This window comes from Nonomuraea sp. NPDC049695 (assembly GCF_040674955.1).
In the GTDB taxonomy this organism is placed as follows: domain Bacteria; phylum Actinomycetota; class Actinomycetes; order Streptosporangiales; family Streptosporangiaceae; genus Nonomuraea; species Nonomuraea helvata.
The window spans coordinates 88,811-114,540 of the sequence record NZ_JBFANV010000029.1 but is presented as its reverse complement, the minus strand read 5'-3'; the positions used below and the strand labels follow the sequence as shown (position 1 = coordinate 114,540).

Sequence of the window (25,730 nt, the reverse complement as noted above, 5' to 3'; positions counted from 1 at the left end):
GGCGGCTCGCGGAGCAGCCAGACGAGCAGGGCCGTGAGCAGGCCGGGGACGACCATGACGAGGAACGCCGTACGCCACGAGAACGCCTGGGCCAGCACCCCGCCGAGCAGCGTCCCGACGCCTCCGAGGTGTGTGGTGACCCGCGTGAGCCCGTACGCCTTCGTCCTGCTGACCGGCGGGTAGTAGTCGGCCAGGAGGCTGCCGGAGGCGGGGTTGTCGATGTTCTCGGCCGCGGCGAGGAGCACCCGCATCAGGTAGAACATCAGGAAGCCCGTGGCCAGGCCGGAGCCCAGCGTGGCGAGGGCCCAGACGAGGACGACAACCGCGATGATCCGGGTACGGCTGAGCCGATCCGCCAGATACCCGGCGGGCAGGGCCACGACCGCCGCGGCCAGGGCAGCGGCAGTCGGGATCGAGCCGGCGGCTGTGTCGCTGAAGCCCCATTCGCTCTGAACGGCCGGGAGCACGCCGGAGAGGAGGTTGTTCTCGATCCGGTCCACGAATCCGACGATGAACAGGACCGCCAACGGCGCCCACCCGAACGGTGCGCCAGAACCCGCGTCAATGGCACCGGCGCGCGGCGAACCCAACCTCCCGACCATGCTCGCCCTTTCGGTACGAAATCCAATCTGTTCTAGTAGCTCCGGGGCGCACAGTCACAGGATTGGTAAATGGGCATTTAGGCTACTACGGAAGAAAAGGTGCCGCGCCAATACCATGGCATCTGTACCTGACGACGGGCTGGTCACCTTCAAGGAGTTGATCCATCAAGCCGTTGGACGTCGAGACGTTCAGCCCGTATGCCCCCGGTCACGGCGCCCGGGACAGGATGAAGTCCTCGTATCCATCGGGCAGCCGCATCCCCCGCGACAGCATCCAGTGCACCCGCCCGGCCCCCGTCAGCGCGAGCGTCGCGCGGTAGCCCAGCTCGACGTCCGCCCGTTCGAACCGGCCGCCCGCCCCCGCCAGGTACTCCTCCACCGGATCCACGAACGTGGTCAGCGCCAGCGCCGCCAGGTCCGCCCCGACGGGAGCCGCGCCGAGCGTGGCCCAGTCCAGCACCACGGTCGTGCCGTCCGAGTCCATCAGGTTCCCGGCTGAGAAGTCGCCGTGGGTCAGGACGACCGGCAGCCGCGCCAGCTCCGCGAGCAGCTCGTCCTGGCGCCGCCACAGCCGGGCGACGCGCGGGTCGGCGTCCACGGGGGTCCATGCCCCGGCGGCCAGGAGCCGCTGGGCGAGCTGGTGCCCGGCCAGCCAGGGCACGTCCGGCACCGCCGCACCCGCCTGCCAGGCCCCGAGCCTGCGGGCCGCCCGTCCCGGCTGCTCGGGGTGGCCCGTCACGTCGGCCAGGTACATCACGTCGCCCACGACGCCGTGACAGCGCGGCGCGGCCAGCTCGGGTCCGGTGGGAAGCAGGCCGCTCGCGTACGCCAGGGGCTCGCGCCGCCAGTACGCCCAGTGGCGGGGATCCCCGGCGTACGGGGCGTGCCGCCCGGACCGCAGGGGGCGGGCCTCCTTGCGCACCACGGTGAACGGCACCTCGTCGCCCCCGCACCGGGCCACGCCGGACAGCCTGGTCACGGCCCCGGTCGCCGCCCCCGTGCCGCCGCTGACCGGCTCCCGGCGACACGTCACCACCACCCCGCCCGGCCGTCCCAGCACAGCGGCCAGAACGGGCTCGGGCAGCCGGTCATGCGTGCGAGGCGGGGTCACGGGGCGGCGAGCCAGGCGTCCACCTGGGCTCTGAGCTCCGCCTTGAGCCCTTCGGGGGCGAACGACGCGTCGATCGAGGCCCGGGCCAGCTCCGCCAGCTCCGCGTCCCCGTACCCGAACACCTCCCGCAGCCGGGCGTACTCGTCGGCCAGTGCCGTCTCCCCGTCCGTGTTGACCGTGACCGCCAGCCCCGCCTCCCGCAGCCGGGGCAGCGGGTGATCGGGCAGCGAGGGGACGAGCCCGAGCAGGACGTTGGAGGTGGGGCAGACCTCCAGCGGGATCCCGCGCTCGCGCACCTCGGCGACCAGCGCGTCGTCGTCCAGCACCCGGATGCCGTGCCCGAGCCGCTCGGCGTGCCCGAGGTCGAGCGCCTCGCGGATGCTGGCGGCGCCGGCCGCCTCGCCCGCGTGGTGCACCAGGTGCAGCCCCGCCTCCCTGGCCGCCTCGAACACCTCCGCGAACGGCGCCAGCGGGTAGGCCTCGTCACCGGCCAGCCCCATCCCGATCACCCGCTCGTAGCGGCCGGCCAGCTTGAACGTCCGCCACAGCCGCTCCACCGGCCGCCGCCTGGAGTGGTCGAGCAGCACCCGGCACTCGATGCCGAACCTGGCGCCGCCCTCGGCCAGCCCGTCGAGCACCGCCTCCAGCGGCATCTCCGGCTCCCCCACCCGCTCGCCGTGCGAGGCGGCGGTGAAGGTCACCTCCACGTAGCGGGTGCCCTGGGCGGCCTCGTCCTCGCAGAACTCCACGGCGATCCGCCGGAAGTGCTCGGCCGTGCGCAGCAGCGAACGCACCCGCGCCCGCTCGTCGGCGAACTCCCTGAAGGTCCCGAACGCCTCCGCCCGCTCGGACGTGCCGCCCAGCTCGCGCACGGTCTCGGGCCGTACGGTGCTCTCCAGGTGAACGTGCAGGTGGGCCTTGGGCAGGGTCCGTACGTCTCTCACTCCCGACACCCTAAAGGCAGACCCCCGCCGTATGCATGCGGATATCCACGGCGTACGGTCGGGGCATGACCCTGGTGCTGGTTCACGGCGTCCCCGAGACGGCCGCCGTCTGGGATCCCCTGCGCGCGGCGCTGAGCCGCCAGGACGTGCGCGCCCTCGCGCTGCCCGGCTTCGGCTGCGCCCGACCGGACGGTTTCACCTCCACGAAGGAGGAGTACGTCGCGTGGCTGGCCGGCGAGCTGGAGTCGATGGCCGGCGACGAGATCGACCTGGTCGGCCACGACTGGGGCGGCGGTCTGGTGGTGCGCCTGGTGAGCACCCGTCCCGGGCTCGTGCGTTCGTGGGCGAGCGACGCCGCCGGCCTCGGCCATCCCGACTTCGAGTGGCACGACCTGGCCAGGGCCTGGCAGACGCCGGAGGCCGGGGAGGCGTTCTTCGAGCAGCTCCTGGCCGTGCCGGTGGAGGAGCAGGCCAAGGCGTACGAAAGCTTCGGCGTGCCGCACGGCCACTCCCTGCGGATGGCGTCCGCCGTGGACCAGGTGATGGCCGACAGCATCCTGGCCCTCTACCGGTCGGCCGTGCACGTCGCCGAGGAGTGGTCTCCGGCGTTCGCGGACATCCCTGCGCCCGGCCTGGTGCTGGCCCCTTCGGACGACCCGTTCCTCACAGGGGACCTGGCACAGGCGAGCGCGGCCAGGGCGGGCGCCGCGGTGGCCGGCCTGCCGGGCCTCGGACACTGGTGGATGCTCCAGGACCCGGCGGCGGGCGCGGCCCGGCTGGAGGCCTTCTGGGCCTCGGTCAGCTGATCCTGGTGATCCGGATCTTCGACTGCTTGTGCGGCCCCCGCTCCCAGTCCTCCATGAACGTGGCCCGCAGCCCGTACGTCCCGGCCAGGGCCACGAGCGTCTCGGTGCGGTAGTAGAAGTCCTCCCGCAGCACGTGGTGCTCCTTGCCCTCGGTCCTGTCGAAGGTGAAGTCGAACCACGCGCCGGGCTTCATGATCCGCCCCACGTGGGCGAAGCACTCCTCGATGACGTGCAGCGGCGAGTGGGAGAACACGCTGTGCGCGTGCACGACGTCGAAGTGCTCGTCGGGCAGGAACGCGAAACGCAGATCGCGTACGGGGGTGAGATGAGGGAGTTTGTCGCACAGCCCGTGCCGGACGATCGTGTCCTGGGCGGCCATGAGGATGTCGGGCGAGATGTCGATGCCGTAGTAGTTTCCGCTGTGCAGGTAGTCGATGAACAGCCGCCCGGCCCGCAGGTTGCCGCAGCCGATCTCCAGCATCCGGCATTCCGGCTTGAGCCCGTGCCCGACCAGGTAGTCGAACTGCATGCGTCCCAGCGCCAGCCACCGTTTGTGGGTGTGTGAGCCGACGGCGCCCTCGGGATCGCGCGCGGTGTCGGACTTCATGACGGCACGGTAGTAGGCGACGTGGTCACGCGTGCGCAGCCGGAACCATGTGTCGCGCGCCAGCCGCCGAAGGTGGGGCGCGATCTTGTCGGGGTTCTTGACGGCGTAGCCGACCTGGTGGACGAGGCTCGAACGGGAGCGTTTCACGCCTGGGAATCTAGGACAGCGCCCGCGGCCCTCACCTGCCTTGGGCGACAGTCTTGAGTCTCCGTTTGCACAGCCTTTCTCGGCAGGTGGTGGTCAGCTCAGGTAGTCGCGCAGCGCCAGGGAGCGGGACGGGTGGCGGAGCTTGGACATGGTCTTGGCCTCGATCTGCCGGATGCGCTCGCGGGTGACGCCGTAGACGCGGCCGATCTCGTCGAGCGTCCTCGGCTTGCCGTCGGCCAGGCCGTACCGCATGCTGATCACGCCCGCCTCGCGCTCGGAGAGCTGGTCGAGCAGGGCGTGGAGCTGCTGCTGGAGCAGGGTGAACGAGACCGCGTCGGCCGGGGAGACGGCCTCGGTGTCCTCGATGAGATCGCCGAACTCGCTGTCGCCCTCCTCGCCCAGCGGCATGCTCAGCGAGATCGGCTCGCGGCCGTAGCCCTGGACCTCGATGACCCGGTCGACCTCGAGCTCGGTCTCCTTGGCGATCTCCTCCGGCGTGGGCTCGCGGCCGAGGTCGCTCTGCAGCCGGCGCTCGACCCGCGCCACCTTGTTGATCAGCTCGACCATGTGCACGGGGATGCGGATCGTCCGGGCCTGATCGGCCATGGCCCTGGTGATGGCCTGCTTGATCCACCAGGTCGCGTACGTCGAGAACTTGTAGCCGAGCCGGTAGTCGAACTTCTCGATCGTCCGGATCAGCCCCAGGTTGCCCTCCTGGATCAGGTCGAGGAAGAGCATGCCGCGGCCGGTGTAGCGCTTGGCGATGGAGACGACCAGCCGCAGGTTGGCCTCCAGCATGCGGCGCTTGGCCCGCGTGCCGTCGTCGGCGATCCACTCCAGATCGGCACGTAGGTCGGCGGGCAGGCCCGGCTCGGTGTCGAGCCGCTCCCTGGCGAACAGCCCGGCCTCGATGCGCTTGGCCAGCTCGATCTCCTGCTCGGCGGTGAGCAGGGGCACGCGCCCGATCTCCTTGAGGTACGCCTTCACCGAGTCTGCGCCGACGGCCGTGCCACCGTCGGCGACGTTGTCGTCGAGTTCGAGAACCTCTGCTGCTTCGGACAAAACACTCTCCTCGCTCGCTTTGGACGCACGACGCTTCGAACGTGGGTCAGAACTGAACGTGGTGATCGTGGGCCATCGCCACCTTGGGTTTCGACGGACGGGGAAGCGGCAGACCGTGCGGACCGCCTCTGACCACGCTACCCAACGGTTGCAGGTAGGTGGCTCCGAGCGGAGGGACGATTCGCGGCATCGGCCTGCCGTCAGCGGGGCAGCGACGCCACGTGGTCGGCGGCCTCCGTCAGCAGGCGGCGCCAGAGGTCCTCGTCCGGCGACCGCAGCGCCACCCACTCCCGCATCCGCCGTGCCCCCATCACCATCACCTCGGCCGTCCCCTCCTCCACCAGCTCCCGAGCCCGCTCGGCCGGGAGCTTGAGCACCACCCCGTCCTTGCTTGGCGAAGAACGCGAAAACCTTGCCGTTGACCTTGAGGCCCTCGGCGTGGAACATGCGCCCCAGGCTCACCTCGGGACGGACGAGCTGCTCCATGATCAGATCGTCGTAGAGCTCCTGGGCGGCAGCCATGCGATGCTCCCCTCCTCGACACCCGCGAACGCCATCAGGCGCGCACCCTCCACGGCCAGCTCCTCCATCACGCCGTCGGGCAGCGGGCGGAAGGGCTCGACCGTCAGCACGCCGTTCTTAAGGTCCCACATGCCACCGACAGTTCCGTCGACGAGGAAAGTGGGGTGGATGACGGCTCCCACGCAGATCACCTTGCGCTGCTCGGAGGTCATCAGGCGGCTCCGGTCGTGGAAGGCCACGACGAGGTTGTCGAACCAGGGCAGGAACCGTACGGGAGCGGGCACGTCCTCGGCGGCGAGCGGGGCATCAGGCAGGTCATAAAGGACACGACCCTCGATGTCATGAAATTTCCGTAGAAACGGCATCTCTTCCACGACCGCCCGCAGCCGCGTCAGCCCCGACCACATCTGGATGTCCATGACGCTCGCCGGCCCGAAAGCCGCCAGATACCGCACCACCAGCCGCTCCACGGACGGCGACGCCTCCAGGGGCCGCCCGAGCCACTCCTCGGCGAGCGCGAACGGCGTGGCCCCGCGCCTCCCCCAGATGCCGTTCGGCGGCGTGTGCACCACCGGCACCAGCGCCTGCGCCGACCACCCCAGCGCCTCCGCCTCCGCCGAGGGCCACCGCTCGTGCAGCAGGTCGCGCAGCTGCGACCGGGCGAGCGTACGACCGGACAGGTGCTCGCGGGAGAGCTTGGTCAGCTCCTCCACGTCGACGCCCGGCATCATCCGCGTCCATCCCGCCTGCCTGCGCGAGAACAACGCCTGCATCAGCGGCCGGATCCACAGGTAGTCGTCGGCCGACACCAGATGCTGGGTGACGCGCAGCAGCGACCCCCGTACCACCTGCTTCCCGTACAGCAGCGCGGCCAGGTCGGACTGGGTGAAGGAGGTCAGGCGCGACCACAGTCCGATGTACGGCGCGTCGATGTCCTGCCCCTGCACGGCGACCAGGCGCTCGACGGCCTCCAGAGGGGACAGGGGCGAGCGGGTGAGCAGGAGCTGGCGGTCGAGCGTGGTACGGGCGAGGACCCGCTGGTTGAGGATCATACGAGGAGCGTACGGAGCAATGCGGCAAGTTAGCTTCCGCATTTAGCAGCTCACGGCCGAAGGTCAGGCCTCCAGCTCAAGGGACGGGACCGCGTCGGGCTCGGCGAAGGCCAGCAGGCGCAGCCCCTCCTCCTCGAGCAGGTCCAGCGGGGTGGAGGAGAACGGACTGATGAGCAGCTTGGCCCGCTTCCCCGCGCGCTTGATCTGCCACGTCCCGGCCGCGAAGCCGTCCACCAGGTAGACCGCCTTGACCCGGAGGTTCTTGGTGGCGACCAGGCCCTTGTACTCATCGGCCAGCACGCGGGTCCGGTCGGCGTGGCCCAGGATCAGGGTGTCGAAGTCGGGCAGGAACCGTACGGGCGCGGGCGCCTCGCCGCCCGGCCTGGGCGCGTCCGGCAGGTCGTACAGCTCCCTCCCCGTGGAGTCCTTGAGCCTCTCCAGGTCCATGCCGGACATGATCGGCTTGAGGCCGCGCAGCCCGGACCAGGTCTGCACGTCGGCGGGTGCGGCCGGGCCGAACGCGGCGAGGTAGCGCTCGATCAGCCTCTCCACGCCGGCGGGTTCCAGGGGGATGCCGGGCAGGCCGAAGGCGGACTCGCGCGGGAAGCTCCACCGGTCCTCGGTCGGCACCATGATCAGCGGGGTGAGCAGGCGCACGGTGTATCCGAGCGCCCGGTCGTACGCGCCGGGGAACTCCTCCAGCAGCCGGGGCCGCAGCTCGTTGAAGGTCATCGGCCCCGCGGCCAGCAGCCGGTCGGCGGCGGCCACGACGGCGTCGAAGTCGAGCCCCTCGAAGCGGCGCGCCGCGACCTCCAGCACGGGCCGCAGCAGCGGCCGGAACGCCGCGAAGTCGGCGGCCGTCACCAGGTGCAGCGTGGCCCGCCACATGGTGGCCCGCACGAGCGTGCGCGCGTGCAGCGCCGTGTGCAGATCGTCCCGCGCGAACCCCGCCAGCCTGGACCACACCCCGAGGTACGGGGGCCGCGGCTCCTGGGCCTGCAGCCCCACCAGGCGCCGCACGACGTCCGCCACGTCACCCTCGTGCCGCTCGAGAAGGTGCTGGCGTGCCAGAGTGGCCCGGTTGAGGTCCCTGAGGGTGAGCATCTACCTATCATGCCTTTCCCTGTGGAATCGGTACGTTCCTCTTATCCGGCCTTGGCCGACGGCTTCGCCTACCTCGACGGCGCGGCCGGCACCCAGACCCCGCAATCCGTGATCGACGCCGTCTCCGCCGCCTACCGGACCGGCATCGGCAACGTCGGCGGCGCCTTCCCCGCCAGCCACCGCTCCGACGCCATCGTGGCGGGCTGCCGCGCCGCCGTGGCCGACCTGGTCGGCGGCCACCCGGACGGCGTGATCCTCGGCCCGAACATGACCACCCTGACGTACCGGCTGGCCAGGACCCTCACAGGCCCCGGCGACGAGGTGGTGGTCTCCAGGCTCGACCACGACGCGAACGTCCGCCCGTGGACCCAGACCGGCGCCCGTGTCCGCTGGGCGGAGGTGGACCCGGTCACCGGGGAACTGCCGGTCGAGCAGTACGCGGAGCTGATCGGCGAGCGTACCCGGGTGGTCGCGGTGACGGCGGCCAGCAACATCCTCGGCACCCGCCCCGACGTGCCCGCCATCGCCGAGCTGGCGCACCGGGCGGGCGCGCTGATGTACGTGGACGGCGTGCACGCCACCCCGCACGGACCGGTGGACATGCGCGCGCTCGGCGCCGACCTCTACGCCACGAGCGCGTACAAGTGGTCGGGGCCGCATGTCGGCGCCGTCGTGGCCGACCCGGCGCTGCTGGAGACGCTCAGGCCGGACAAGCTGGCCTCGTCGCCCGACACGGTGCCTGAGCGGTTCGAGACGGGGACGGCGGCGTTCGCCGACCTGGCCGGGGTGACGGCGGCCGTGGACCATCTGGCCGCCCTCGTGCCCGGCGGGGGCACCCGCCGCGAGCGCCTGCTGGCCTCGATGACCGCGGTGGAGCAGCACGAACGGGGGCTGTTCGCGGAGCTGATCGAAGGGCTGGAGACGATGCCGCACGTCACGGTGTACGGCAAGCCGGCCAGGCGGACCGCCACGGCCTACTTCAACGTGGCCGGCCACACCCCACGCCAGGTCGCCGAGCACCTGGCCGGGCTCGGCGTGAACGTCTGGAACGGCCACAACTACGCCTGGGAGCTGACCGGCGCGCTCGGCATCCGCGACTCGGGCGGGGCGGTGCGCGCGGGCCTGGTCCACTACAACGACCGCTCCGACGTGGAGCGGCTGCTCGACGGCGTGGCCCGCCTGGCATGAGCGAAAGGGGGGACCCCACCCGGCGGCGGCGGGGTGGGGTCCCGTCCATGGGCGGAGGTTACTTGGTCATCGGGGTGCAGCTGTGGAACCCCTCGTTGTAACCGTCCATGAATCCGCGCTGGTAGTAGCCGCCACCAGTGCGCTGGAGGTTGTACGGCTTGTTGGCCCTGCAGTCGGCACGGCCCTCCGTGAAGCCGGAGTTCCTGCCACGGTTGTACTGCTTCTGCCTGTCCTTGGGCGGCACGGGCGCGGCGTGCGTGCTGGTCTGCACGCTCGTCGCGGTCGTGTCCGCGAAGGCCTGGGTGGCCGAGGCCGTGACCGGCCCGAGAGCGACAGCGGCGAGAAGCGCTGGACCAGCCAGCATCAGACTCTTGTTGATGCGCATCCTGGTCTCCCTTCCTGTCACCCACAGCGTGGCCGGGGCCGTGTCACCGCGCCGTGATGGCGGCGTGACGGGAGCGTCACCGGCCCGGCTCAGCGCTCTCTCCTGGCGCGCAGATCCGCGACCAGCTCGCACAATCGGGGGGTCGGCTGGAGGCCGAGTTCGGTGTGGAGATTTCGCTCGTACAGCTGGAAATGGCGCAGCGCCTCCGCCTGGTTACCCTCCGCGAGGTGGGCCTCGATGAGGGCGGCGCAGGCGCTCTCCCGCAGCGGCTCGGCATGCGCGGCCACACTCGCGGCCGTGACCGCCTCGGCGAACCGCCCCTGCCGTACGAAGATCGCCGACAGCGCCTCCAGAGCGTGCAGCCGCAGCTGGTGCCACTCGTCCGCGGCGGCGAGGACCCATTCCTCGTACCAGCCGGGCAGCAGGCCGTCGGAGAGCACCTCGACGGACCGCGTGCCGACCTCGCTCTCGCCGAGTTCGGCGGTGCGGTCGAGCAGGTGCTGCGCCAGCGCCCGTGCCTCGTCGAAGTCCACGCCGGTCTCCGGGCCCAGCCCTATCTCGGTCGTTCCGACATCGAGCATCCGCCGCCCGACGCCGTCGAGGCGGGCCAGCGCGGAACGCAGGTTGGCCTGCGCGCGCTTCTCCGGCGCGTCGGGCCAGAGCGTGGTCGCCATCACGCTCCGGGGAACCGTCCTGCGACTGATGGCGAGGAATGCGAGCAGGCGTTCGGACCCGCTGGAGACGGCGAGCTGCTCGCCTCCGGCCAGCAGCCGGAAGCCTCCCAGAAGCGTCAGACAGAAAGGTCGCTCCACCATCTTCCGGTCCCCTCGTGGTGCGGGATCAGTGCGGGGAGCCGCTCTTGACTTACCCGCAGGCCGCCGGAATGAACGGCGACGCTCCGGTGCTTGCAGGGACGAAGGCGTACAGGAAAGAAGGCGTGTCCCATGTCCCCGCAGGCCGACGCGGCCCGGCTCATCGTGCAGGCTCTGGAGGCGGAAGGCGTCGAGTACGTCTTCGGCATCCCCGGCGAGGAGAACATCCACTTCGTCGACGCGCTCCAGCACTCCTCCATCCGCTACGTGCTCGTACGTCACGAGCAGGGCGCGGCGTTCATGGCCGAGATCTACGGCCGGCTGACCGGCAAGCCCGGGGTGGCCTCGGCCACGCTCGGCCCTGGCGCGATCAACCTGCAGCTCGGCGTGGCCGACGCCACCACCAACAGCACCCCGGTGGTGGCGATCACCGCCCAGGTCGGGCTCGACCGCATCTACAAGGAGTCGCACCAGGTCGTGGACCTGGTGTCGCTGTTCCGGCCGATCACCAAGTGGGCCGAGCTCGTGCCGTCGCCGCAGGCGCTGCCCGAGATGATCCGCAAGGCGTTCAAGACCGCCCAGACCGAACGTCCCGGCGCCGTCTACCTGGCCATCCCCGAGGACGTCGAGTCGGCGCCGGCGCCCACCGGTCTGCGCCCGCTCCCCGTGAACGTGGTGCGTCCCCAGGATCCCTCCCCCGCCCAGATCGCCCGCGCGGCCGACGTGCTGGCCGCCGCGCGCCGGCCGATCGTGCTGGCCGGGCACGGCGCCACGCGCGCCGGGGCCGCGCCGGCGCTGGTGCGTTTCTCGGAGCGGCTCGGACTGCCGGTGGCGACCACGTTCAACGGCAAGGGCGTCTTCCCCGACGACCACCGGCACGCGCTGGGCGCGGTGGGCTTCATGCGCCACGACTACGTGAACTTCGGGTTCGACGAGGCGGACGTGCTGATCAGCGTCGGGTACGAGCTCCAGGAGTTCGACCCGGCCAAGGTCAACCCGCTGCGGGACAAGGAGATCATCCACATTCACCGGTTCCCGGCCGAGGTGGACGACCACTATCCGGTGGCGGTCGGCGTTCAGGGGGACATCTCGCGGTCCCTGGACGCGCTCGGTGACGCCGTGCACCGGCGTTTCGAGATGAACGGCACCGGGGAGAAGATCCGCCGCATGGTGCGGGAGGAGCTCGAGCAGGGGCGTTCGGAGGACGGATTCCCGCTGTCGCCGCGCCGGGTGGTGGCCGACATCCGCGCGGCCATGGGGCGCGAGGACATCGTGCTGGCGGACACGGGGGCGGTGAAGATGTGGATGGCCCGCATGTACCCGACGTACGAGCCCAACACGATGCTGGTCTCCAACGGCCTGTCGTCCATGGGCTTCTCGGTGCCGGGCGCGCTGGCGGCCAAGCTGGCGTTCCCCCATCGTCGCGTGCTGGCGGCGACGGGTGACGGCGCGTTCCTGATGAACTCGCAGGAGCTCGAGACCGCCGTGCGGGAGCGGATCCCGTTCGTGGTGCTGGTGTGGGTGGACGGCGCGTACGGGCTGATCGAGTGGAAGATGGACCTGGAGCTGGGGCGCGACTCCAACGTCAGGTTCGGCAACCCGGACTTCGTGAAGTACGCGGAAAGTTTCGGGGCGCGCGGCTATCAGGTCACCAGCGCTGACGAGCTGCTGCCGACGCTGCGCAGGGCGCTGGCGGACGACGTGGTGTCGGTGGTCGCGGTGCCGGTCGACTACTCGGCGAACCTGGAGCTGACCGACAAGCTGGGGGACCTCACCGGCCCCTTCTGAGCCCGCCCCCCTGCGACCTGCGACTTTGCACTCAGACGCAAAAGTCTGGAACCTACCGGCCCGGTGCGGCACCCTGGCCATGATCTCGGCGAATCGCTCGCCGTGGTGCTGACGAATGTGCGCGGGGGGTACATGCGGCTACAGGTCCTCGGGCCGATACGGGTCTGGACCGGCTCAGACTGGGTCTCGGTCCCCGGCTCTCGTCCCCGGACCCTGCTGGCCCTGCTGACGATGGGGGCCGGAAGGCCGGTCACCACAGCGCACATGATCGCCGAACTGTGGCCCGCCAAGCCTCCGACGACGGCGGCGACCCTGATCCGCGGCTACATCCTGCAGCTGCGCCGCGCGCTCGGCGACCTCGCCGGCGAGACCGTCCTCACCCGGGCGTCCGGCTACGAGCTGCGCTGCGCCCCCGACGCGACCGACGTCGCCCGCTTCGACGCCCTGACGGCGCGGGGGCGCGCGGCGCTGGCCAAGGGTGACGCGGAGGCAGCCCACCTGCTCCTCACCCAGGCGCTCGCGCTGTGGCGCGGGGAGCCGTACTCCGACGCCCTGCTCACCACGGCGGTGAGCGCCGAGGTGTGCAGGCTGGACGAGCGCCGGCTGACCACCACCGAGGCCCGCATCGAGGCCGGCCTGCTGCAGGGGCATGGTCCCGAGTTGATCCACGAGCTCCAGGGGCTGACGAGTGAGCATCCGCTGCGGGAAGGGCTGTGGGGGCAGCTCATGCGGGCGCTGTACGCGGCCGACCGCCGCGCCGACGCCCTGGACTCCTACCGGCGGGCGCGACAGACCCTCGCTGCGGAACTTGGGCTTGAGCCCGGGCTCGACCTGCGGGAACTCCACCAGACCATCCTGGAAGGCAGATCCTTGCCGGGCCCCGCCGCAGCCGGCCCCGTGACGGCGGGCGCCGAGCGGCCTGCCGTCGTCACCCGCCTGGCCGGGGGCATCGCCGCAGTCCCCACGTCACCGCCCCTGGAACTGCCCAGGGACGTCCCCGCGTTCACTGGCCGGCAGCAGGACCTGGCGTCCCTGCAGCGACTCATGACCGACCCCGAAGGGCCGGGTGCCGTTGTGATCACGGGGGGCGGCGGCATGGGCAAGTCCGCGCTGGCCGTCCATCTGGCCCACCGCTTAGGCGACCACTTCCCCGGTGGGCATCTGTACGTCGACCTGCAAGGATCCCGTGAAGATCTGAAGCCCCTCCAGCCCGCCGAAGGGTTGGGACGCATGCTGCGGGCTCTCGGTGTCGCCCCACAGGATGTGCCGACAGAGACTGCCGAGGCGGCGGCCCGGTTCCGTTCCCTCACGACGGGCCGCGGCATGCTGGTACTCCTGGACAACGCAGTGGCCACGACCCAGGTGGAGCCTCTGCTCCCAGGTGAGCGGTGCGGTGTCCTGGTGACCAGCCGCCGCTCCCTGGCGACCCTGGGCTGCCCCGTCCACCACCTGAACACCCTGTCCACCGAGGAATCCCTGGCCATGCTTGGCAACCTCGCAGGAGAGGAGCGCATGACCAGGGATCCTGACGCGGCCCGGCGAATCGCCCGCTACTGCGAAGGCCTCCCTCTGGCCGTCCACATCGCCGGCACCCGCCTGACGGCTCGCCCGCAGTGGCCGCTCCGCTGGCTGGCCGACAAGCTGGACAACGAACAACAGCGTTTGGATGAACTAGAAATAGACGACTTATCTGTTCGTTCCACTTTAGCAGCCAGCTTCCGGCATCTGGAAGGCCACGCCGAGGGACAGAACCTGTCCCGCTTGTTCTGCCTTTTATCCCTGGCTCGTAAATCACAGATCACGATTCACCTCGCCGCCAAACTTGCCGGCACGGACATCAATCAGGCCGGGAAACTACTTGAAAAGCTCCTCGACATCCGTCTCCTGAACTCCTCCAAGCCGGACCTCTATCAACTGCCGGAGCTCACGCGCTTGTTCGTCGAGAACGGTCACATGGAACTGGGCCGTACAACGTGCGCTCACCCCACATCCACAGAGAGGTCTGTGGCCCTCGGCTGAAGAATAACATTCCAGCAGCGCGGGCAGGCCGCCTTCCGGAGCGCCTGTCTCGTTGCCAAGGCTCACGCGCAACCACCTGGCCATCGTCACCAACAAGCAGCGGAGTCTACCTGCCGGACCGGGGCACGAGTCCCTCGAAATCGCTTCGAGACATTCGTTCTACTGCTCGAGCAACATCAACACGAGTCACACGGGGAACGACCAGAATGTTCGCCACACCGAAATATCCCTGTGACTGCACTTCCTCAGCAACTTCTTGCCCCAGACGTGTGACGTCATAGACAGTCAACTCGTAGGTAGCGCCAGACGAGACGACCCGTACTCCTACCAGATACCCTTTCGCTTCGGTTTCGGCCTCATACCCCTCCAGATAGTCCGGGAACCGCAAATCATACATGCTCCGCCGCTCCTTCCACACTACCGAATCTTTATTTTCCCCAGTTCCGCCGCATACCTCTCCGGAGTGAGATTCGCCCCTGGAGCAGGAACGATCTCATAATGCCGAGGATCTCTCCCACGCTGAATCACTCGGAGCGTGCGCGGGATGCTGGACTCGTCAATCTGATGCGGAACGAACCCCTTCAAGGAAACACTCTCGGGGTTATCGAACACTGAAATACCATGTGTTTCGCGCACGAATCCAGTTTCGGCATCAACCTTAAAGTCGTTGGGCCTCGGCACGAAACTCGGCGATTCGTTACTCCTGGCGCCGCGGAAGCACTGATCAGGATTGGCGTTGTGGACGAGAACTGGTGTCGCTCCCGCCAGCACATAGTACGTGTGGATGTCGTCCACCGTCAGGTTGTGGACCCGCTGGGTAGTGGCCCACCTTTGGACGGCGATGATCTGGGTATGAGTGCCGGCGCCGGTGCGGAGCCACATGCCTGGCTCGAGGTGATCCGCGTCGCGCCATTCCCGCAGGTTGTCCACCCAGAACGGGTGACCATCGGTAGCGGTGATGCTGCCGGCGGCGCTGCCTCGGCGACCGTCGATGTCCACCGTGATCTTGACGAGGTGCTTGACCCCTTCGCCAGCGATCAGTGCGGTGACCGGTTTGGCCTGGTTCGCGCCAGAGTGCGGATCCGTCGCGATCACCAGATCGCCGATCTTGACATGCTCTATGGGCTTCCACCCGCCGTCCGCCATCAGCACCTTTGTGCCTGGGACGAAGCTGTTGCAGCTCCCGCCCTTCAATCTGGCCCCGACCCTCGCCGCCGCCGAGCGGATTCTGCCCGATCGGGCGGCGGAGGTCGCCCCTTTGTCCAGGACCCTCGGGAGGGCTTTCGCCGCGGCCCTTTCTGCGAGCTTTAGGATGATGCCGCGTACGGCTCCCAGGCCGCCGGTGAGGACCGGAGCCCATTCACCGCCGATCTTGCCAGCCTTGTACATCTTGCTGTGCTCGTCGCCCCAGGTCGGGATGTCTTTGTAGAGGGGACTGCTGGCCTGGGCGTCGTCAACCCCTGCGGCGCAACCGGTCGCGATTCCGGGTGGGCACGACAACTTCACGGTGCTGTAGAAGACGTCGGCGAGGAAGTTCTTGGCAGTGCCGACCGAGCCGTTCACCAAACCGCTCGCCGCGCCGCCGGTTACGTTGCGTATGTGGCACCAGGTGTCGCACGACTTGGTGGGATGTGAGCTTGGAGTGCTGTGCCCAGGTCCATGGCCTCCTCCATCGCTGCCGGCACCAGGGTCCATCGCGCCGGGATGGCAGGCGTAGGGGCCACACCAAGGGCCGGTCGGTTGCAGGCCCGTGGGGTCGCTCTGCGTGACGGGGGTGTGGTTGGCGTAGGAGTAACCATCCCAGCCCTCCGGAGAGTCCAGGTTGAACAGCGGGTCGACGGATATGAAGCGGCCGATGTCCGCGTCGTACTCACGAGCACCCAGGTGGGTCAGGAACGTGCTGGAGTCGATGGTGCCGCCGACGAAGCCCTTCTCCCCCGGCCAGACGCCGGCGGCGGTGCCGCGCGGCTGCCCGAACGGCGTGTAGCGCCGCTTGCTCAGTGCTCCGGTCGTCGCGTCGATCGCCACCTCACCGGTGCCCTGATGGTCGGGCGACAAGAACGTGACCCCCGCCGTGGTGCGCATGGCGACCGTGTCGCCGTCGTGGCTGTAGTAGCGGGTGGCCTGGGTGGCCGTGGCTCCCTTGTTGAGGCGGACCTCCAGCCCGGGCAGGTACAACGTCGTGCCGGTCGGGTCGCGACGGATCAGCCGGTCGCCGTCCGAGTCGTAGCCGAAGCCGGTCTCGCCGGTGCCCGAGTCGGTGACCTTGGTGAGATGGCCTTCGGCGTCCCAGGTGAGCGTCTGGTCACCGGCGCCGGTGGTGCGCCGGGTGGTGTTGCCGGTGGCGTCGTAGGCGTAGCTGTCGGTGCGCGCCCCTGTCCCGGTCTGGGTGGTGACGGTGGCGAGTTGGTGTCCCTTGTACGAGGCGCCGACGCCGGTGCCGCCCGCGTAGGCGTAGGTGCGCGTGGCGGCGGCCTTGTTGGACGTGTCGTACTGTGTCTCGGTGGCGCGGTTGCCGGAGGCGTCGAAGGTGTAGGCGCTCCGGTACGGCGCGGGGCCGCCCAGGGTCGCCGAGCCGGGATCGGTCGCGCAGCCGTCGGTCGCCTGGGTCCAGGCGTCGGTGAGCCGCCTCAGATAGTCGTAACGGAAGCACTGGTTGTCGGTGCCGTCGCGGGAGACGTCGGTGATCTGCGTGACGTTGCCGGCGTTGTCGTAGCCGTAGGTGGCGTTGCGGTCAACGCCCGGCATGCCGGCGTGGACGGTGGTGCTGGTCTTCAGCCGCTGGGTGCCGAACTCGTAGCCGAAGGTCTGGTCCACCTGTTTGCCACCGGCGGACAGCCGCCTGGCCAGCAGCTTGCTGGTCTTGCTGTAGTCGGTGCCGATGACGTACGTCCCCAGGTTGCTGGACAGCTTGACCGCGCGGCCGAGGTCGTCGTACGTGGTGGCGATCACCTCGGCCGGGAGGCCGCCGGCCGCCGGGCTGCTGACCGACTGGACGCTGCCGTCGGGGTTGTACACGGTGTTGAACTGGTAGCCGGCGGAGGGGGCGAGCGCGGACTCGGCCGCCGGGAGGCCGGACAGGGTCACGGTGGTGCGGGTCGGCCGGTTCTGGTTGTCGTAGAAGTTGACGGCCTCGGTGTAGACGGCGCCGTTCTCGTAGCGGATGGAGGCGGTCGGCTGTCCCTTGCGGACCGTGTCGTACGTCCACTCGGCGAGCTTGGTGCCGGGGCTGCCGCTCGTCGTGTCGTACCGGGCTGTCTGGCGGCCGATCGGGTCGTAGGTGGTGCTGATCTTCTTGCCGCGCGCGTCCTCGGTCTGGACGAGCTGGTCAAGGTCGTCGTAGGTGAACGTGCTGACGCCCTTGTCAGGGTCGGACTTGCGGACCTGCCTGCCGCGCAGGTCGTAGTCGTAGGTCCAGGTGTGACCGCCGTAGCCCTTGATCGACGCCAGCTGTCCCCTGGGGGTGTAGCTGTAGAAGGTGGAGTCGTAGCCGCCCGGCTTATGCTGGCGGACCTCGACTCTCCTGCCGAGTCCGTCGACCACCGTGGTCGTCGGGATGCCGCCGTCGGGTGGGGTGACGGTCGTCCAGTCGCCGCCGTAGGCGTAGGTGGTGCGCCACTTCTCACCGGTGTCGCTGTTGCCCGCAAGCAGCCGTTCGGCGACGACGCGGCCGAGTCCGTCGTAGGTGTAGGCCGTCTGGGTCTCCACCTGACCCGGGGTGTCCACGCCGAACAGGGACGTGCTGGGGGCGCCGTCGGCGTAGTACGCGGCGTAGATCCGGTCCACGCTGCCCTGAGCGTTGTAGAAGGTGTCGGTGATCAGGCGACCGCCGTCCGGGCCGGGCTGCTGAGTCTGGCGGGACCGCAGCCAGCCGTCCATCAGCTCGTACGCGGTGTCCTGGCCGCCGTCGTTGGTCAGCTCCTTGGTGGAGATCGCGGTGACCTTGCCGGAGATGATCTGATAGCCGAACTGTTTGTCGGGGAGCTGGTCCGTGCCTCGGCCCGGCGCCCACACCCTGGTCACCCGGCCGAGGGCGTCGTAGGAGAAGACGGTCGTCTTGTCGCCCTCGTCGGTGGACCTGAGGGCGCTCCCCCAGGCGGGATCGAGCTCGGTGGTCGTTTTCATCGCCGAGTCGGGGTCCCCGCTCTTCACCGGCGGGCCCGTGACCGTCGTCCTGGTGGTCAGGCCGCTGGTCTCGGTGTAGGCCGTGGTCGTGGCGCGCTCCACGGGGGTGGTCCCGGTGTTGTCCACGACCGTCGCGGTCTTGGGCCTGCCGTAGGCGTCGTAGGCCGTCTTGGTCCCTGGCACGTACCGCACGGCGGTGCTGGTGGTGCCGGTGGCCGCGACCTTGTCGGTCGCCGTGACCAGTCCCCTGGCCGGTGCCGCACCGAGGGCCCCGCCGTCGTAGTAGGTGCGGCCGCCGGAGATGAGTTGTTTGCTGAGGTCCACGGACTGGTCGCAGGACGCCGCCACCGTCCGTACCTGCGCCGGGAAGCCGACCAGCCAGTCGGTGGTGTTCTGCGCCGCCATCGTCGTGGTGGTGCACTGGTTGTCGGCGTCGGTGGTGACGTCGCCGAAGTCGTCGATCTGGGTCGGCGCGCCTGTAGTGGTGTCGAAGGTGTTGGTGGTGGTCTTGGTCTCCCGCCAGCTCCCGTCGTCGAGCGCGGTCAGCTTCCGGATGGTCTTGGTGCCGACCAGGTTGGCGGTCACCGTCCCCCAGGGGCGGGTGCGGGAGGCTGTCTGGTAGTGCCACGGCGAGGCGACGGTCTTGGACACCACCTTGCCGTCGGCCTTGTCATATGTGACTGTCCTGACCTCGAATCCCTGCAGGGACTCGTGGTCGGGATAGGTGCCTCCCTCGTCGTCGGAGACCTTGACGTCCTTCTTGCCGCCGGAGGTGTTCAGGCGGTCGCCGTCCATGCCCTGGAAGTACCAGTGGTCGACCTGGCCGGGTGCGCCGCTGGTGGCGGCGTTGACCACGCGGACCTTGTCGTAGCCGCGCCACTGCGACCAGGTCTTGTACTTCTCGGGGGTGAGGCCGTCGTCGTCGTCGAAGTGCCACGCGGGGTGCCCGATGCTGTAGTCGTACCTGGTGACCATGTCGGGCGAACCGCCCGTCAGGTCGGTCTGGACGGTCTCGGTCACCACGTACTTGTGGAACCAGTCGAGCGTGGGGTTGTCACTCTCGCCGCTGGTCTTGCTCCAGTAAGTGGGGAAGCACCGGCGTTGGTTGGTCTGCGGGGTCGGCAGGTCGGCTGTGGTGCAGTCGGCCTTGGAGTAGTTGACGTCCAGGACCCCGCCGAACTCGTTGTACACAGTGCCGAGCCGGTTCTTCACGAACGGGCCGAGGTCGTCGCCGAGCTTGTCCACCCGGTTCGGCATCTGGTCGTAGACGAACGACACGGGCGGCAGCACGACCGGGTCCTGGCCGGCGAGCCCGGTGTGCACGATGGACGTCAGCAGCAACTGCCTGTCGACGTCCGCCATCCCCCATGCGTGGTTCAGCTCCCACGTGTCCACCGGGCGGTAGTCACTGCCGTCCGCCTTGAGGATCTCCGTCTTGATCATGGTCAGCCGCTTGCGGGACCAGAACGTCGGCGCGAGCGTGCCGTGCTGCTCCTTGCACTCCTGTCCTGCGTCGCAGTGCAGGTCCCAGGGCACGTCCTCCCAGTACTCCGGATGGTCCTTGATCTTGTCGTCGGCGCAGTCGGCGTCGGCATCGCGGATGCACCGCTCGGAGACCACGAAGTCCACCCGCGCCGGGGCCTTGCCCGGGAACAGGTTGTCGGAGCGCAGGCCGTACTCGATGTGGTCGAGGTAGCCGCCGCGCACGTACGCCGTCTCGTCCTCGGGCTTGAGGTTGCGGCCGTAGTGGTTGCGCTCCTGCTTGTAGAAGTAGGTGATCGCGTTGCCGTCGCGGTCGACGACCTTGTCGAGGTTCCACCGCCACGCCTGGGAGCACGACGACTCCTTGAACTCCGACTTGTGGCAGGGCTCGCCGTCGTCGTCGCCGAACACCGGCACCGTCCAGGCCGACTGTGTCTCCGGGTGCTCCAGGGCGAGGGTGTTCAGGCCGAAGAAGTACTGGGTGCCGTCGGTGGTGGTGACCTTCCAGTACTCTCCGTTGTCGTCGCCGTTGCTGATGGCCTCGCTGGTCAGCTTCTCGATGCGGGTGCCGTCGTCGTTCTTCATCCGCCACTTGTCGCCGCCGACGGGGATGAGCTCGCCGCCCTTGCCGTTCAGCGTCATCGTGGCGTTGTCATAGCCCCAGCACAGGTCGCCGGGATAGGTGTCCCACTCGCTGTTCTTGGGCACGCCGTCGTCCTTGCAGGACTTGTAGCGGCGCTCGATGAAGCCCGGCCACAGGTCGAACCCGTCGCCCACCCAGGACGGCTGGGTGTTGGTGTTGGACGTGCGGCCGTCAATGGACGAGGAGGAGTACGACAGACCGACGCTCGGGGTCAGCCCGCCCGGCACCGGCGGCACCCGCATCGGGTACGACCAGGTGAAGTCGCCGGACTGGGGGCCGACGCCCCACGTCGCCGAGGCCGTCAGCGAGGTCGCCTTGTAGTCGCCCTTGTCGCTGGAGGGCGCCGACGCGGCCGCCAGCACGGTCGCCCCGCCGTCCGTCGACGCCACCTCTGCGCTCACGCTCTGGTGCTCGGTGTCGTTGACGGAGCCGACCGGTGTCGCCGTACGGCATGCCGGGGCGTCCGGCGTGGTGAGCGCGCAGGCGGGCAGCCGCACCAGCCGCAGGCGGGAACCGTAGGAGGCGCCGTACGCGCGGGCGAAACCCGAGTAGTCCAGGCGTACGGCCATCTTCTCCGGGACCGGCGCGGCGCCGGCCGGCTCGACGGAGAACAGCACCCCGTCGACGCCGGCCCGCCGTCCGGCCGCGCGGTCCAGCATCCGCACCCGCACCTTGCCAGGGGCGGCAGCGGACGGGGCGGCGCCGGCGTGCGAGGCGGCACCGACCCAGACCGGAAGCGCGCCCGCCTTCGTGGCAGCCGCGGAGGCCGACTTACGCAGGCCGGGCGCGGCGGCGGCCAGGGAGACCTCGGCGACGCCCGCCTTCGGCCACGTCACGGTGGCCGGCGGCGCCGGGTGGGTCACGGAGGCGTCCAGCTTGCGTGGCTTGACCTTCACCTCGTGCCCGGCCACCGTCTTGTCGGGCTCCGCCGGCTTGGGCAGCAGCCGTACGGCGTCCGCCGCCACCGGCGGGGCCTCGACCGGCGCCGCCGCCAGCAGCCCCGCGCACACGACGAGCGCCGTCAGGGTCGCGACCAGGCGCGGAAAGCGCCGCCCGTTCCTCCCGCTACGCACAGCATCCTCCATGGCTAGAGCTCGTCGATCTCAGTGGGGTTGGCCAGGTAGGCGACCTCTTCGTCGGTGGCCGCGCCGCGCAGCACCCAGACGTCGTCCAGCTGGCCGCGCCAGTTCTGGCCCGCGGGGTAGGCGCCGCCGGTCCTGGCCCGGCCGAGTTGCAGAGAGGTGATGGGGGCGAAGACCCGGGTGTTCTCGCGGTACGACACCGTCGGCGCCTCGGCGGCGTCCTCGCGCACGCCGTTGACGTACAGCGTGATCCGGCTGTTGAAGCCGTCGTAGACGACCGCCAGGTGGTCCCAGTCGCCGAAGCCGCCCTGGTGGAAGCTGGAGTGCTCCACCGTCGCGGTGGTGGCGCCCGTGCCGTCCACGCTGGGCACGTCCAGCACGTAGCAGCCCTTGGCCGCGTCGTAGCGCACCGCCACGGCGCTGTTGGTGGTCCCGGCGAGACCCAGGACGGTCATGGACCTGGTGGGGGTGCCGGCCGTCTGCACCCAGGCGGAGACCGTGAAGCTCTCGGCGCTGTCGATCATCGCCCCGTCGGCCGCCGCGTAGTCGCCGTCGCCGCCGGGAAGGTCGAGCGCGCCGGCCACCTGGCCGTCCGGCGGCGTCACGACGCTCAGGCCGGGGTCGGTGGTGATCCTGGCCGTGCCGGCCAGCTTGACCGGGTGGCTCACGGCGACCGGCGCGGAGTCGGGGCTGGTCGCCGGGGTGCCGGTCGCGGTGTTGAGCCGCCAGCGGCCGAAGATGTCGGACTTGACGGTGAACAGGTCGCGCGCCTCCTCGGCCGAGAGGACCCGGTCGTAGATCCGCACGTCGTCGATCGCGCCCGTGACGTAGTCGACCGGGCCGCCGTTCCACTTCGCCCGGCCGATCTGCAGCCCGCCTCCGGCCTGCCACACCGGTGGCAGGCTGTTGGTGCCGCTCTCGACGCCGTTGACGTAGAGCCGGAGTTTCCCTGCGACGACGTCCTGGACCCCGACCAGGTGGGTCCACTGGCCGAGCACGGCGGTGTTGGCGGAGTACGCGGTGAGGCTCGTCGGGGCCGTGACGTCGCCGGCCGTCCGCATGAACGCCCACTTCTTGTTGGCGGCTCGGTACTTGAGGTAGAAGCCGCTCTGGTTGGCGCCGTCCTGGCTCACGATCGTCATGTCCGTGGCGGCGGTGGTCGGCAGCTTCACCCAGGCGGAGACGGCGAAGTTCCGGGTCGTGTTGAGTACCGGGCCGGCCGTGGAGGCGTACGCGCCCGGCCCGGTGAGCTGCATGGCCGTGCCGACCTGCCCGCGGCCGCCGAAGGTGGCGCCCCCCTGCACCGTGGCGGACAGGGGGCCGCCGCCCTCGCCGTAGACGCGCTCGTTGCCCGCCGGCTCCTCCAGCCGCCAGTGCGCCGTCAGGCCCGCGGGCGTGGAGCCGGTGGCCAGGCTCGCCGCGTCGTCGTCGGACAGGGCCGCGGCGAACACCTTGACCTCGTCGACGTCGCCCGGCCAGTTGTTGGCGTACCCGCCGTCGAACAGGCTGCGCCCGATCTGGAAGGCGCCCCTGGCGTCGAGTACGGAGGCGACCGGGGTCTCGGCCGCCTTGGTGCCGTTGACGTACAGCCGGAGCATCTTGGCGGGCGCGTCGTACACGCCGGTCAGGTGGGTCCAGACGTTCAGCTCCGGCGGCGTGGGCGCGATCGCCCCGGTCCACGGGCCGCTCCCGCCCTTGACGTCGTTCGCCGGGGTCTTGAACACCCATGAGCTGGGGGCGGGGTTCACACCGAGCTGGAAACCGCTCTGGACGGACGCGTCCTGCGCCAGGACGTTGTAGAAGGCGTCGTTCTTGCGCAGCCGGACCCATGCCGAGACGGTGAAGCTCCGAGTGGTGTCGGCGACGGCCAGGTCGGTGGCGGCGTAGCCACCGGCGTAGCCGTCGAGGCTGAGGCCGTTGCCGGTCTTGCCCTCCGCGCCCAGGGTGGCGCCCGCACCGGATCGGGCGGCGATCCCCGGGGTCTCACCACTGAGCGCGGAGGAGCCTGTGGGTTCGTCCAGCTTCCACCGCGCCTTCTCCGGGGCGCCCTCGCTCACCCAGAACCGGTAGTCGCCGACCGAGAAGTTCCCCGCCGCGTCCCACACGGTGATGTACAGGGTGTTGACGCCGGGACGGGTCGGGACCACCTGGACCGTCTGCGGGTTGGCGGCGCGGCTGACCGCCGAGGCGGGGGCGGGGGTGGTGTTGAGCGCGTAGGCGAACTTGGTCACCTCGGGGTCGAAGGTGATCGTGAACGAGCCGTAGTGGCCGACGCCGTCGCGCGCGCTCACGTCCGGGTCGTCGGGGTTCAGCTCCGGGTACTCGGGCGATCCGACCACGGGGGTGCGGGGAGCCGTGGGGTCGTAGTGCAGGTAGCAGTTGGTGGCGGAGCCTCCCGAGCTCCACGGGCTCCACGCCGCGCCGTCGTAGGCGCGTACCTGGTAGTTGAAGTCGGCGTTCACCGGGATCAAGCCCGCCGGGACCTGCACCGAGAACGATGATTTGTGCGAGCCCTTGGCCGACTGCTTCTTGGGCGTGCTGGTGCGCCACTGGTGCTCGGTGCCGGAGGCGTCCTTCCACGACACCAGGAACTCGGCGTTGAGCTTCTCCCCCTCGGCGCCGCTGTTGTCGGGGTCGGTGAGGTTGTCGGCGTACAGCATCGGCAGCCGGTTGACCGGCGTGGTGTGGCCGTACGCCGGGCACGGGCCGCCGGGGCTGGAGTGCAGCTGCGACATGGACGGCTGCCGCGGGGCGGTGTTGTAGTACACGCGCAGGATGGCGTCCCCGTCGAACCGCTTCCAGCCGTACTCGTCGTCCTCGTTCCCGGCCCGCAGGCCGAACGTCGTGCTCGTCCAGCCCTTCTGGGCGGCCTCCTTGACGGCCGACTCGACGTTGAAGCTCACGTCGCCCGCCGGGCAGCTGCTCGAATGGCCCTTGGCGACGTCCCGGTACGTCAGGTAGTCCGCCCAGTTGTCCTTGGTCGAGTTCCAGGTCGAACTCTTGCCGAACGCGGTGGTCCGGTAGATGCGCACCGACCGGTCGTCGCAGGACGGCGCCCAGGTCTCCTTGACGGAGAACTCCGCCGACAGGATCTGCTTGCCCGCGAAGCGGCTGGTCGGCATTCGGTAGAACAGCCGCTTGACGTGGTCGACGCGGCACCAGTCGCCTGCGGGAGGCTGGTGGATGGGGCAGCGGCCCATGCCCTCGTCGTCGAAGTCCGGCTTCTCCCAGCCGCCGTTGGAGACCATCAGGCTGGCGGACTCGCCGGGCGCGGACCACACGGGGTCGATGTAGATCGGGAACTTCACGTCAGGCGAGGTGAGCAGCCCGCGGTCCGGCTCCAGCGTCAAATGCGCGGCGTCAGCGCTCGTCTTCATCACCGCGACGAGGGAGGTGTCACCCGGCGCCGCCGCGGACGGCCTGCGCAACCCCGCCTCCCCGACGAGCGCCTGTGCGCCGGCCGGCTCGCTGGAGTCCCACATCTGCGGCGGCGGCGCCCGGAACACCTCGGCGCCCGTCACCGGGTCGACGGCCGACTGGTTGCCCCGCTCGTCCCCCGCCAGCCGCAGGTCCGGCGCCGAGAGCCCGAACTGGAGCTGGGCCAGCCGGGGATCGCGCGCCGCCTGCGGCGTCTTCACCACCAGCACGTGCGAGGCGCCCTCGGCGGTGGCCCGGACCCGCAGGTCGACGTCGGGGCCGAGCACGCCCTGGTACACCGCGGTGTCACCCTCGAGGGAAGGGGCGGGCAGGGTGCCCGGCCATGACAGCGACAGCCGGCGTCCGGCCCGGGTCATCGACAGCATGGGCGCGTCGCCGCCGCCGGAGAGCCGCAGGTCGACGGTGGTGGCCGCCGGCCGGATGGACCCGTCGGCGTCCTTGCGCAGGGTGGTGTCGATGTCCACCCACTCGCCGTCCTTCAAGGTGCGGACCGGCTTCACGTGCTCGACCGCGACGAACCCGCCCTGGGGCTGGGCCTGCACCTCTTGCCTCTCGCCGCGCAGGCCGAGCACCTCCACCGGCCGCCCCGACTCACGGGCCGCCCGCGCCGCCTCCGCCTCGGTCACCTGAGGCAGCGGATCGGCCGTGACTTGCGCCCCGTGCCCTGGGACCGCGCCCCAGGACGGGACGGCCAGGCACGACAGGGCCATGGCCGCCATCGCTGACACCGACGTCAGGGTCCAACGAGTTCTCACACCGCGCTCCCACCGGCTCCGTGTCGACGTCGGCCGGCAGACCCTTCTGGCGGCCT

Annotated in this window: 16 protein-coding genes; 4 read left to right on the top strand and 12 right to left on the bottom strand. The window is 70.1% G+C overall.

All coding sequences use genetic code 11. The features are described from left to right. From AB0J64_RS25075 to add, 3 genes are all read right to left on the bottom strand, one after another. On the bottom strand, positions 1–527 hold a 527-nt coding region (locus tag AB0J64_RS25075), incomplete at its 3' end, for an MFS transporter (protein ID WP_364031165.1). Between the two features lie 283 nt (positions 528–810). Beyond that, positions 811–1,713, bottom strand: coding sequence for a phosphotransferase (locus AB0J64_RS25070; RefSeq protein WP_364031162.1), 903 nt, complete (start codon positions 1,711–1,713; stop codon positions 811–813). Beyond that, a complete protein-coding gene (add, locus tag AB0J64_RS25065; protein WP_364031159.1) occupies positions 1,710–2,657 on the bottom strand; it encodes an adenosine deaminase in 948 nt (315 codons plus the stop codon). Before add ends, AB0J64_RS25070 begins: the two co-directional genes overlap by 4 nt. Positions 2,658–2,722: 65 nt before the next feature. On the opposite strand from add, the gene AB0J64_RS25060 reads away from it, so the two are divergent. After that, on the top strand, positions 2,723–3,463 hold the full coding sequence (locus AB0J64_RS25060; RefSeq protein WP_364031156.1) for an alpha/beta hydrolase: 741 nt from the start codon (positions 2,723–2,725) through the stop codon (positions 3,461–3,463). Here AB0J64_RS25060 and AB0J64_RS25055 read toward each other — a convergent pair. From AB0J64_RS25055 to AB0J64_RS25035, 5 genes are all read right to left on the bottom strand, one after another. Then, the gene (locus tag AB0J64_RS25055) at positions 3,456–4,217 is read right to left on the bottom strand and encodes a class I SAM-dependent methyltransferase (RefSeq protein ID WP_364031153.1); all 762 of its coding nucleotides are present in this window, start codon (positions 4,215–4,217) and stop codon (positions 3,456–3,458) included. The genes AB0J64_RS25060 and AB0J64_RS25055 overlap by 8 nt on opposite strands. 93 nt (positions 4,218–4,310) lie before the next feature. Beyond that, positions 4,311–5,345, bottom strand: coding sequence for an RNA polymerase sigma factor (locus tag AB0J64_RS25050; protein ID WP_364031174.1), 1,035 nt, complete (start codon positions 5,343–5,345; stop codon positions 4,311–4,313). A gap of 134 nt (positions 5,346–5,479) precedes the next feature. After that, on the bottom strand, positions 5,480–5,656 hold the full coding sequence (locus tag AB0J64_RS25045; protein ID WP_364031177.1) for a hypothetical protein: 177 nt from the start codon (positions 5,654–5,656) through the stop codon (positions 5,480–5,482). 111 nt (positions 5,657–5,767) lie between these two features. After that, positions 5,768–6,853, bottom strand: coding sequence for a winged helix DNA-binding domain-containing protein (locus AB0J64_RS25040; protein WP_364031150.1), 1,086 nt, complete (start codon positions 6,851–6,853; stop codon positions 5,768–5,770). A 63-nt stretch (positions 6,854–6,916) separates the two neighbouring features. Then, entirely contained in the window at positions 6,917–7,957 is a 1,041-nt protein-coding gene (locus AB0J64_RS25035; RefSeq protein ID WP_364031148.1) for a winged helix DNA-binding domain-containing protein, read from the bottom strand. Positions 7,958–7,978: 21 nt separating this feature from the next. Here AB0J64_RS25035 and AB0J64_RS25030 point away from each other — a divergent pair, with 21 nt between their 5' ends. Next, the gene (locus tag AB0J64_RS25030) at positions 7,979–9,145 is read left to right on the top strand and encodes a cysteine desulfurase-like protein (protein WP_364031145.1); all 1,167 of its coding nucleotides are present in this window, start codon (positions 7,979–7,981) and stop codon (positions 9,143–9,145) included. 58 nt (positions 9,146–9,203) lie between these two features. Here AB0J64_RS25030 and AB0J64_RS25025 read toward each other — a convergent pair whose 3' ends face one another. Both AB0J64_RS25025 and AB0J64_RS25020 read right to left on the bottom strand, forming a co-directional pair. Then, positions 9,204–9,530, bottom strand: coding sequence for a hypothetical protein (locus AB0J64_RS25025; protein WP_364031142.1), 327 nt, complete (start codon positions 9,528–9,530; stop codon positions 9,204–9,206). Between the two features lie 89 nt (positions 9,531–9,619). Continuing rightward, complete coding sequence (locus AB0J64_RS25020) at positions 9,620–10,345, bottom strand: BTAD domain-containing putative transcriptional regulator (protein ID WP_364031139.1); 726 nt, start codon at positions 10,343–10,345, stop codon at positions 9,620–9,622. A 129-nt stretch (positions 10,346–10,474) separates the two neighbouring features. Between AB0J64_RS25020 and AB0J64_RS25015 the strand changes: the two genes are divergently transcribed. Together AB0J64_RS25015 and AB0J64_RS25010 are read left to right on the top strand one after the other, a co-directional pair. Then, a complete protein-coding gene (locus AB0J64_RS25015; protein WP_364031136.1) occupies positions 10,475–12,130 on the top strand; it encodes an acetolactate synthase large subunit in 1,656 nt (551 codons plus the stop codon). Positions 12,131–12,262: 132 nt separating this feature from the next. After that, entirely contained in the window at positions 12,263–14,149 is a 1,887-nt protein-coding gene (locus tag AB0J64_RS25010) for a BTAD domain-containing putative transcriptional regulator (RefSeq protein WP_364031133.1), read from the top strand. A 417-nt stretch (positions 14,150–14,566) separates the two neighbouring features. Here the strand turns inward: AB0J64_RS25010 and AB0J64_RS25005 are convergent, their stop codons facing one another. Together AB0J64_RS25005 and AB0J64_RS25000 are read right to left on the bottom strand one after the other, a co-directional pair. After that, the gene (locus AB0J64_RS25005; protein ID WP_364031130.1) at positions 14,567–21,472 is read right to left on the bottom strand and encodes a polymorphic toxin-type HINT domain-containing protein; all 6,906 of its coding nucleotides are present in this window, start codon (positions 21,470–21,472) and stop codon (positions 14,567–14,569) included. Between the two features lie 14 nt (positions 21,473–21,486). After that, entirely contained in the window at positions 21,487–25,674 is a 4,188-nt protein-coding gene (locus tag AB0J64_RS25000; protein ID WP_364031127.1) for a LamG-like jellyroll fold domain-containing protein, read from the bottom strand. Positions 25,675–25,730: the final 56 nt, after the last annotated feature.

Bases quoted from the DNA above. Each gene is read 5' to 3' on its own strand.
- AB0J64_RS25035 (WP_364031148.1), bottom strand. From the start codon at position 7,957: ATGCTCACCCTCAGGGACCTCAACCGGGCCACTCTGGCACGCCAGCAC.
- AB0J64_RS25020 (WP_364031139.1), bottom strand. From the start codon at position 10,345: ATGGTGGAGCGACCTTTCTGTCTGACGCTTCTGGGAGGCTTCCGGCTG.
- AB0J64_RS25015 (WP_364031136.1), top strand. From the start codon at position 10,475: ATGTCCCCGCAGGCCGACGCGGCCCGGCTCATCGTGCAGGCTCTGGAG.
- AB0J64_RS25010 (WP_364031133.1), top strand. From the start codon at position 12,263: ATGCGGCTACAGGTCCTCGGGCCGATACGGGTCTGGACCGGCTCAGAC.
- AB0J64_RS25040 (WP_364031150.1), bottom strand. From the start codon at position 6,853: ATGATCCTCAACCAGCGGGTCCTCGCCCGTACCACGCTCGACCGCCAG.
- AB0J64_RS25025 (WP_364031142.1), bottom strand. From the start codon at position 9,530: ATGCGCATCAACAAGAGTCTGATGCTGGCTGGTCCAGCGCTTCTCGCC.
- AB0J64_RS25060 (WP_364031156.1), top strand. From the start codon at position 2,723: ATGACCCTGGTGCTGGTTCACGGCGTCCCCGAGACGGCCGCCGTCTGG.